Here is a 10,108-nt window from a genome sequence, read left to right on the forward strand (position 1 = left end):
TCCATTCAGAGTGAGAGAAAGGGGGACATTGTCTCTCTTTCCTCTCTGAAAAATAAATGTTTTTATTGCTTATTATCCGCACCCAAAAAGTTGCATTTATAAGTTGAACTCAAGATATAAATGATATTTGAGATTTTTCTTATCATACTATTTTATTTTTAGTTATATCCTTCATTTTGATACATTCTTGTCGGATCCAGTTTATGTTCATCATACGGGATAGGCAACAAAAAATCTTTCGCAGAGAAATTTGGATTCTTCGCTTTCATGTGCTCCAACAGTTCCTGACGAGAATAAAGACGTAACAAATCATACCAATACTGTCCTTCAAAAGCAAACTCGACTCTTCTCTCACGAAGGATCGCATCGCGCAAACTACTGCCGGAATAATCATCCAGACCAGCACGTTCGCGTACCATGTTCAAATAGCTTACCGCATCATTCTCGCTCAAATGCATTTTCACTTCTGCCAACATTAATGCGACATCGGCATAACGAAGCACAATCCAGTTATTCGCCCCATAGCCATTTATGTCATCGAGATCTGTGTACTTCTTCACATAATTAACGTTCTGTGACGTACCGCACGAGATAGCCTTACGCGTATCTCCCGATTCATAGGCATTCATCATATCAACAGTCGGTATATTATTTCCAGTTCCAGTTTTCTGCGAAGTAAGCCCCGTCTGGGAAGTGGGTTGAAATATATAGGCGTAATTTGAGGCTAAACTGGAGTTGCCTCCTTTATACATCACCTGAAAAATATTCTCTTGACAGAATGTTTGAGCTTCCTTATCAAAAACATCAGCATAAGGGATATCTTTCAGACTTGTAAAAGGTTTCATATTCCATGCTGCAACTAAATTTGTTTTCGCAGATTGCAAATTTGAAGTTCTTTCCGACTGAAAATCAGAATCAGCAGCCATTGTCAAGTAAACTTTGCCTAATAAAGCATACGCAGCAGCTTTTGAAGCACGGCCTACTCCATTACCCGTTTGAATATCCGGCAATTCACTATTAATAACCTGTGTCAAATCGGAAATAATCAAATTATAGACTTCGCTCTTTGGCTGGCGGGCTGTATATTTCTGAATTTCATCTTTTGTCTTTAGCTCTTTGGTTACGATAGGGACATCTCCAAACTGCATTACAAGATGAAAATAAGTCAATCCACGCAAGAAATACATTTCCGCCTTTTTCTGGTTTTTCACAACTTCATCCTTAAAAGGAATATCATCTATCTGATCTAATATAATATTAGCTCTTGTCACGCATTTATACAAATCTGCCCAATGAGTTTTCACTTGTGCATTATCTGTTGTCAATGTATAGTTATAAAATTGATAATTAACCCCATTTCCTGCTCCCGGGTCCTGCAACGTGGTGTTTTCCGAACGAACATCTGTGTATAAATACATATTCTTATAATACCCGTTTCCTCTCAAAGCTGCATACGCACCATTCGCAGCCATTGCAATGTCATCTTCGGTCTGATAGAAGTTACTGGCTGGAATCTTATTAGGATTGGTTTCTTCCAGAAAACTCGTACAACTACTGCAAAACAATAGTGAACTTACTGCGACAAATGTTATGTATTTTTTCATAATCTGATTCTTTATTTATTTAAAAAGTTATTTTTGCTCCTATACTATATGTACGCGCCAAAGGATAAACTCCCCAATCGAAGCCGGGTAACAGGTTGTCTCCTTTATAATCCACTTCAGGATTATATCCTTCATAATCAGTCAAAGTAAATAGATTGTCTACACTGACATATAGCCTCAACGCCTGAACGCTCACTTTCTGCATCCACTTCACCGGAAAATTATACCCCAATGTGATATTTGCACAACGGAAATAGGAAGCATCATCCACCATATAAGAACTAAGCCGCTGACTGGTATTAGGAGTGGAACTACGCGCTGCACGAAACACTCCGCCGGAACCCGGATTTTCGTCAGAATGCCAACGGTTCAAGACAGATGCTAACTGATTGCCGGAACCTTCCATATTATACAGATAATATTTCTGGAAGTTTATTACTTCAGCTCCTTGAGAACCGGTAAATGTCGCTCTCAAATCAAAGTTCTTATAAGAGAAATCGGTACTGATACCGTATGTAAAATCCGGGTAAGCATTGCCTAGAATTTCACGGTCGTTTTCTGTAATCAAACCATTCTTATCAACATCCCGCCATTTCACATCTCCCGGATGTATGTTATTATAATTAGGAACTGCCGGTCCTATCAACTGATATCCGTCAGGAAATTTGCCATTAACCAGATTGCTTTTATCAATCATTATATTGGTGTAATCCTTCTCGGAAATAATACCATCAGCAATGTAGCCATAGAAAGAGCCGATAGGAAGCCCGGAACGGGTCACATGGCTTACCACATTGCGCTCACTAACTAAATACAAATCATTAATACCACCCAAATCGACAACTTTATTTCGATTTACTGATATATTAGCACTTACATTCCATTTAAAATCTCCTGTCAAAATACGCCCGTCTATTTGGAAATCAACTCCGCTATTACGTACTTTTGCATTTTTCAAGTTTGTTTTTACACTGGAAGAGCCCGATATGGATGATATAGGCTGGTCGTACAACAAATCATACGAAAGACTATTATAATAGTTACCTATCAAGTTGACACGACCATTGAATAATCCCAAATCAAACCCTACATTGTATTGGGATGTTTTTTCCCATCCGATAGCCGCATCTTTGAAAGTTCCTTGCCAATAGGCTGTTTCGACAGTATTACCATATACGTAACCACCTTGAGACATAGTAGCTGTATGCTCGTAGTTACCAATATTGTTGTTTCCACTCAATCCCCAACTGGCACGAAGTTTTAAGGATGAATTATTACCTAACAAATCCTGATAAAACTTTTCATTCGATATAGTCCAACCTAAAGAAATAGAAGGAAACCAACCCCAACGGTTTTCTTTTCCAAAACGTGAAGATCCGTCAGTTCTTACTGTACCCGTCACTACATAGCGATTATCGAATGAATAGTTTACACGTGCCAGATAAGACATCATTGTCCATGCAGCCTTTCGGGTATCGCTGCTATACAAGCCTATATCGGAAGCATTCGGACCATGCGCTGTCACTTCATGAATACGGTCGTCGGGAAAACCTGTTGCTTCAACGGCTACGCGGTCATAAGTTTTTTTCTGTAAGGTGTAGCCCACTAAAGCATTCAGGCGATGTTTCCCGAATTCACCATTATAATTTAACGTAAACTCTCCCAAACGGTCAATATCACGATTTGTTATGTCACGAGCTTTCACACGTGCCTGAACAGCATCCGAATTGGGCATATCACCATCTTGTCCTACAGTACGCGGACGATAGTAATTATAACGGGAAGTATAATATTGAGTTCCCAAATTGGCTTTAAACTGAAGCTGTTTCAATATATCATAAGTGATATTAGCATTGAAATTCATTCGGCTTGACTTGTTGCGGATATCAATTTCATGAGCAAGTGCCACGGGATTCTCGACCATCTGATAGCCATCAGCTTTCATCGCAATCTGATTTCCGACTGCATAAGTTCCATCCGAATTATATACAGGGAATTGAGGAAACATTAATAGAGCACTTTGTACGACACCATCATTTATATAACGACCGTCTGCTTGAACCTGTCGTTCCGAAACATCAACAAAAGAAAAGTTTACTCCAACTTTCAAGCGTTTCGTGACTTCTGCATCTACATTGGCACGAACATTCAAACGCTTATGTCCGGAAGGAGCTATAATTCCATCCTGATCCAGATAACCCAAACTAAAACGATATTTCAAGAAATCCTGTCCTCCTGTAACAGATAGATTATGACGATGCATCGGAGCATTCCCATAGATGGCGTCCTGCCAATCTGTATTGTAAGTAGGATCGACCGGTTTTCCGGTTGTGAAATCAAAAAACAAATCAGAAATGCCCACTTCATTCAAGTTAAAACCTTTTGAAGCTCTTATTGCATTATCATCCAATGGGTTCCATGATTTTCCAGCAGCTTCTGCTTTATCACGATAAGAATTATTACGGGCTTCAATTACCAAATCCCTGTATTGATAGGCATCCAGCAACTTAATCTTACGCTCTACTTGTTGCATACTAAACTGATAGTCATAATCAATACGGGCTTTTCCCGAATTACCCCTCTTTGTGGTGATAAGTACCACGCCACTAGCACCTCGAGAACCATAAATGGCTGCCGAAGCTGCGTCTTTCAATACATCAATAGTTTCAATATCCTCGGGATTGATATATACATCTTCTGAAGCCGGATATCCATCAATCACATAGAGAGGTGTTGTACTAGCTGAAAGAGAGTTCGTTCCACGAACTTTAATCTTCACTCCTTCTCCCGGCGCACCACTTGTCTGCATCACCTGTACACCAGCGACTTTACCGACTAAAGCTTGTCCGGCGGTTGCTGCTGAAAGAGATAATTCACTAGCCTTAACACTTGCCAAAGAACCTGTGAAATCACTCTTACGCATAGGAGTATAGCCAACGACTACGACTTCTTCAATCATCTTACTATCTTCCTGCAGAACAACTTTCGCCATATTTTTATCGGTAGCACGAAGTTGAACGGGTTTATATCCGATGTAGGAAACTGTTAGTTGAGATGTTTCGGAGACATCATTGATGGAAAAATTACCATCTAAATCAGTTATTGTTCCATTAGATGTACCCTTGACCACAACACTAGCACCGATAATAGGCTCTCCATTCGAATCAACTACGGTTCCTGAAACCTTTATATTACGCTGCTTTTCTTGTGGTTTACGAATCAATACAATGACATTCTCTTGCTCTTTCTTGTAGGTTAACTCCATTTTACCCAAAAGTTGTTGCATGGTTTGTTCAATCGTTGCATCTTTCACATTTAACGAAACTTTTTGGTTTAACTCCGGAAGGCTCTCATTGTAGAAGAATTTGTAATTGCTTACTTGCTCGATTTTCTTTAAAGAGGCTCTCAAAGAGATGTCTTTCACATTCACCGTTATTTGAGAATAAGCGGTAAAAGAGACGCTTAAAAACAATAGCAGACAAATAGCCCGCAGTGTTTTCCAGTTCTTACTTCTCCCCACGTTTGTTTGAGGGAGTTTTTCAAAGGTTGTTTTGTGCTTCATATATCAAAACTTTTAAGTTGTTTGATAGGTATACAGACTACTATACTCACTCGTCCAATCGCCTATCAGACTTTAACTCTCGTTAACTTATTCAATTCAGAGAACAAAAAAGCCATTCCTAAGTAGTGGGCTTCGGAATGGCTCTATTCATTATTTTTTCTACAATTTCTCTTTCAAAACTATCACCGAACCGTCCATTTCATAAAAGAAAGGTGAAGTTAGCATCAGAATATTCAGCGCATTCTGTATGCCGCCTCCCGGAATGGTTCCGGTGAAATATTCATTAGGTAGTTTATTGGAGTCGAAACGAATCTCTACGTCATAGATGCGTGAAAGGGTTTTCATTATATTTTCCAAAGATTCTTTCTCAAAGTACATATTTCCTTTCGTCCATTCAATATAATCATTCGGATGTACTTGAGTGGCTGTTATCTTATGAGTGGCTTTATTATATTCTATTTTGTCGCCGGGCTTCATGATATGCGATATTTTCTGCGCATAGACCCCTACTTTTCCTTCCAAAAGAACGACTGTCACGTCTTTGGCATCTTCATAGGCAGATACATTAAAAGAAGTACCGAGCACTTTCACTTCCAAATCACCGATTTGCACAATGAAGGCGTGTTTCTCATCATGGGCTACTTTAAAATAGGCTTCACCATTTAGTTGCACACGACGCACATTTTCTCCGAAGTTATTCAGGTAACTTAATTGGGAAGCTGAATTGAGAACAACATTTGTTCCGTCCGGCAATTCGATGGTTGCTTTATCTCCCTTGCCCGCTTTCACAATAAAGGGTGTTTCTGCCGTTGGAGAAGAATCTAAAAGATAGTAAGTGAAGAAAGCGACACAGACAGGTAATAAAATGGCAGCAACCCATTTCCAAGGGATGATACGGAGGGGGCGCACTTCCTTGCCCAAAGTCTCTTCTTTGATCCGGGCAAAAAGTTTATCACGCAACACTGGGTTCATGGAGGAATCCGATCTCTCAAACTCTTGTTCCCACCAGTCATGCAACTGACGGTCATTCTTTATCCAGTCTGACAGTTCTTTTATCTCGACATCCGTGATCGTTTCTTCGAAATATTTTTCAATTAGCTCTTTATAATGTGTCTTATCCATCTTTCCACTTATTTACAAGTATACATTTTCATCCTACTTCCCATCCAAAAACAAGTATTACTATTACATTTCATTAACAAAAAAGGCCAACAAAAGGGTAATTACCTTATCATAATGCTTCATCAACTGTTCACGCATAAATTTCACAGCCAAAGATAATTGGGTAGCAACCGTACTTTCGGAAATTCCCATGATTTCGGCTATTTCTTTATTTGTGTAATTCTGCCTTTTGCTCAAAATGAATATTTTCTTCCGTTGCGCAGGCAGTTCTTCGGCAAGAGAATCGATATACTCATTCAAAAAGCGCAGATCAATATTCTCTTCTGTCTGTGAATCACGGTCTACGCTACTTTTCATGAGATATTCATTGTAAACATACTCTACGGTCTGACGCTGATACATATTCATCAATAAGTTTTTGGCAATCGTACAGAGAAAAGAGATAAACGAGGAAGCCGGGTCTACTTTTTCATGCACTTCCCATATACGAATAAAAGTGGCTTGCACCACTTCTTCGGCCATATATTGATTGCCGGAAGAGAGTCGCATAATGAAATTGTACAGTTTGCCACTATACATATTATACAATCTTTCGAATGCCTGAAAGGAACCGCCTTTTAAGTCGATTAATAAATGTTTTTCATCTGTAGAATCTACCATATCTTAGAATTTTGCAACAAAGGTATGCAGCCATAGGTCATAAACAGGTGACAATATTATTAATATTTTCTCAATTATCCGACTTTTCTGAAGAAAAAGATAGTAAATAGCAAATAGTAACGCCATCCGGTCAGGATAATGACGCTATCCAATCAGGATAGTGACGGTATCCGAACCGGATGGCGTTACTATATTTAGTGAGGTAGTTCGTACTAATAAGTCAGACGAACACCTGCTTGTATGTTGAAGTTAAACGGATTCTCTTTACGTATAGTCTGTATATCGGAGCCATCATTGAAATAATAAGCAACACCCGGTTCCACGTAAATACCCAAACGTTTCGTTGCATTGATCTGCGCACCTACACCACCGGATACCGAGAACTGCAAAGGCTTCACTGTTTCTTTTTCAGATCCTAGCTTTCCATAAACACATTTCTCAACCATACCTCCACCGGAAACATAAAGAGTGACGAGTTTCTTATCCAGGAAGTTCCAGTTGGCACGCAACGGAATACCGATATAATGCAGTTTCTGCTCTATCTGTTGTTCTTCACCTGCCAGTTTTGCATCCGAAGAAAGCAGCGTATAAGTCAGTCCTGTCTCAAGAGAGAATCCTTTAGCTAAACCTTTACGAACGGACAATCCGAAAGAAATAGGCTGATGATGTTTAATGTCAACCACCTGTTTTGCCTGACGCAGGTAAGGTACTCCATCTTCGAAAACCAATGTTTGGTCATTAGGAATCGTCTCCATCAGACCGTTGGAAACTGAAAGCATACTCACACGTGACATATAAGCATGAGATCCGGCACCTACTTCTGTTGAAGCACCTCCTGAATTTCCTACCGAAAGTCCCATTGACCATGTTCCCTTTTGAGAAGATCTTTTTTCTGTCGGAATATGAAGTTTGTCTTTACCGGAAGGACGACGCGGTCTGTTATTCGATCGCTCTGTATCCTGTGACTGTCCCTGACTGACATCTGTATTTTCTGCCTGCTTCGATTCATCTTTTACATTTTCAGTTTCTCCATTTCCTTTTACATTCTTATCTTCCTCACTCAAAGAGTCTTCTCCATTTCCTGTTGAAAGTTTATTTTCATTACCGATCCCTAATGGATCTACACCTGTTTTCTGCTCCGTATGATTCCTGTCGACTTTCGCCAAACGATCTTCGCGAGTTACCGGCCGTAAGACAGGTTCCACAGCAGTTCCCTGCATATCCGGTTGTTGCACACCCGGCAATGCATCGGGCGTGGAAGCCAATGCCGGAGTTTGTATATGACGTATTTCATCCGCAGCGGGTGTCCCTAGAAAATACAGACTTACTGACGAAACGACAGCTAATATTATAATAGCTGCAGCAGCCATCATCCATTTTCGATAAGGATATATTTTCTTCTCCACAGGAGGCATAAGTTCTTTCTCCAGTTGTTCCCAACCGGAAGCAGGCGCCGGTTCGGAATAATCCGCAAGCTTCTCCTTCAACTTATTCATCCACAATTCTTTCTCTTCCATCTCTATCTATCCATTATGCATTATCCATTCTTTTACTCTTTTTGCTAATACACTCTTCGCACGAAACAGTTGCGAAGCTGAAGATTTTTCATTGATACCTAATACCTGTGCGATTTCTTTATGCGATTTGTCTTCAAATGTATAAAGATTGAACACAGTACGATAGCCGGCGGGTAATTCTTCAATAAACTGCATCAACACATTTTGTGGTATCGCTTCTACATCGGAAGCATCCGGCTCTTCATATTCTTCGGGCAACTCTTCCAAAGGTGTCGACTGATTAATCACATCATTTTTCCGAAGATACTGTAAAACTGTGTTGACCATCACCCGTTCCATCCAGGCTCGCAAAGAGCCTTCACCCCTCCAGGTGAACTTATCGAACGAATCGAATATCTTTAAAAAACCGTCGTGAAGCAGATCCTGGGCTGTATCCCGGTCGCCGGTATAGCGTAGACAGATGCCAAGCATACGCCCCGCATACTGTTCATACAGTTCCTTGCGGGCCCGATTATTACCCAGCCTACATTGTTCCGACAACTCTATTTCTTCCATTCTCTTATACACGTGTTTACCTTATAAATGCAGCAAAGATAGAAATACTGCATAGAGAGAACAACTCTTTTATCACTTTTGTTTCTTTAACAGATCCGAATGCAATATTTTCTATCCTCTTGCATTTTCACTACAGAAAACATAAATATTATAAAATCTAAAACCTAGTAAGTATATGAAGAAATTTAAATTCATAGCCTTTATCTTTGCTATTATGACTACCATGCCGATTCTCCAGTCATGCTTGGACGACGATGATAATTCGTCCGATCTTCTGGCTATCAGCACCATCAATATGATTAGCCAAGATAGCAAGGAATTTTATTTCACTTTGGATGACGGGAAAAAGATGTATCCCAGCAACTCACAAGGATGGAACAATGAAGATTGGGTGGAGGGACAAAGAGCTTTTGTGATATTCAACGAGTTGGAAGAGCCTGTGAATGGATACGACCTTAATATTCAGGTGAAAGGTATCAATCCAATCTTAACCAAAGACATCGTCACAATGGGTGAAGATGACAACGACGAAGAGAAAATCGGAGATGATAAGATCAACACGACTTATATGTGGATCAATAAGGATAATAAATATCTGACGATTGAATTCCAATATTACGGAACACATAGTGAAGATAAAAAACATTTCCTGAATCTGGTGATTAATGACAAAGAAGAGACTGCTCCCACTGCTGACGAAGGCAATGCGGAGGACGAATATATCAATCTGGAATTCCGTCATAACAGTGAAGGAGATGATCCTCAACGTTTGGGTGAAGGATATGTGTCTTTCAAACTGGATAAGATTAAAAACCGGATGGAGGGGAAAAAGGGACTAAGAATTCGTGTCAACACCATTTATGGCGGGCCGAAAACTTATGAAGTGAAATTTCCTTAGACTTAGACGACTAATCTAATGTGAACATGCGAAACACACTCTTTTTTAATATAATATATTAATTACGCAAAAGGAGGTTGTGTCAAAACGTTGGCACAACCTCTTTTATATTTTACAGTTCTGCTATATTTTCTTTTGGCTATGCTGCTTTTTCCTCATGCATTTGGCAACAAGTTGCTATATTCCAATT

Annotated in this window: 7 protein-coding genes; 1 reads left to right on the forward strand and 6 read right to left on the reverse strand. The window is 39.7% G+C overall.

Translation table 11 applies throughout. The features are described 5' to 3' along the window. Nucleotides 1-158: 158 nt before the first annotated feature. The 6 genes from N5O98_RS26410 to N5O98_RS26435 form a co-directional block, all read right to left on the reverse strand. Nucleotides 159-1,604 carry a RagB/SusD family nutrient uptake outer membrane protein gene (locus N5O98_RS26410; RefSeq protein ID WP_004308795.1) on the reverse strand — a complete coding sequence of 482 codons (1,446 nt, stop codon included), beginning with the start codon at nucleotides 1,602-1,604 and terminating at the stop codon, nucleotides 159-161. A gap of 19 nt (nucleotides 1,605-1,623) precedes the next feature. Then, entirely contained in the window at nucleotides 1,624-5,166 is a 3,543-nt protein-coding gene (locus N5O98_RS26415; protein WP_004308796.1) for a TonB-dependent receptor, read from the reverse strand. A 159-nt stretch (nucleotides 5,167-5,325) separates the two neighbouring features. Further along, on the reverse strand, nucleotides 5,326-6,288 hold the full coding sequence (locus tag N5O98_RS26420) for a FecR family protein (protein WP_022199097.1): 963 nt from the start codon (nucleotides 6,286-6,288) through the stop codon (nucleotides 5,326-5,328). A gap of 63 nt (nucleotides 6,289-6,351) precedes the next feature. Next, complete coding sequence (locus N5O98_RS26425; protein WP_004302285.1) at nucleotides 6,352-6,948, reverse strand: RNA polymerase sigma-70 factor; 597 nt, start codon at nucleotides 6,946-6,948, stop codon at nucleotides 6,352-6,354. A 212-nt stretch (nucleotides 6,949-7,160) separates the two neighbouring features. Further along, the gene (locus tag N5O98_RS26430; RefSeq protein ID WP_004308798.1) at nucleotides 7,161-8,465 is read right to left on the reverse strand and encodes an outer membrane beta-barrel protein; all 1,305 of its coding nucleotides are present in this window, start codon (nucleotides 8,463-8,465) and stop codon (nucleotides 7,161-7,163) included. 6 nt (nucleotides 8,466-8,471) lie between these two features. Further along, nucleotides 8,472-9,020 carry an RNA polymerase sigma factor gene (locus N5O98_RS26435; RefSeq protein WP_004302282.1) on the reverse strand — a complete coding sequence of 183 codons (549 nt, stop codon included), beginning with the start codon at nucleotides 9,018-9,020 and terminating at the stop codon, nucleotides 8,472-8,474. Between the two features lie 175 nt (nucleotides 9,021-9,195). Between N5O98_RS26435 and N5O98_RS26440 the strand changes: the two genes are divergently transcribed. Beyond that, nucleotides 9,196-9,918 carry a NigD1/NigD2 family lipoprotein gene (locus tag N5O98_RS26440; RefSeq protein ID WP_004305817.1) on the forward strand — a complete coding sequence of 241 codons (723 nt, stop codon included), beginning with the start codon at nucleotides 9,196-9,198 and terminating at the stop codon, nucleotides 9,916-9,918. Nucleotides 9,919-10,108: the final 190 nt, after the last annotated feature.

The sequence above is a fragment of the Bacteroides sp. LFL-34 genome (assembly GCF_027257075.1).
In the GTDB taxonomy this organism is placed as follows: domain Bacteria; phylum Bacteroidota; class Bacteroidia; order Bacteroidales; family Bacteroidaceae; genus Bacteroides; species Bacteroides ovatus.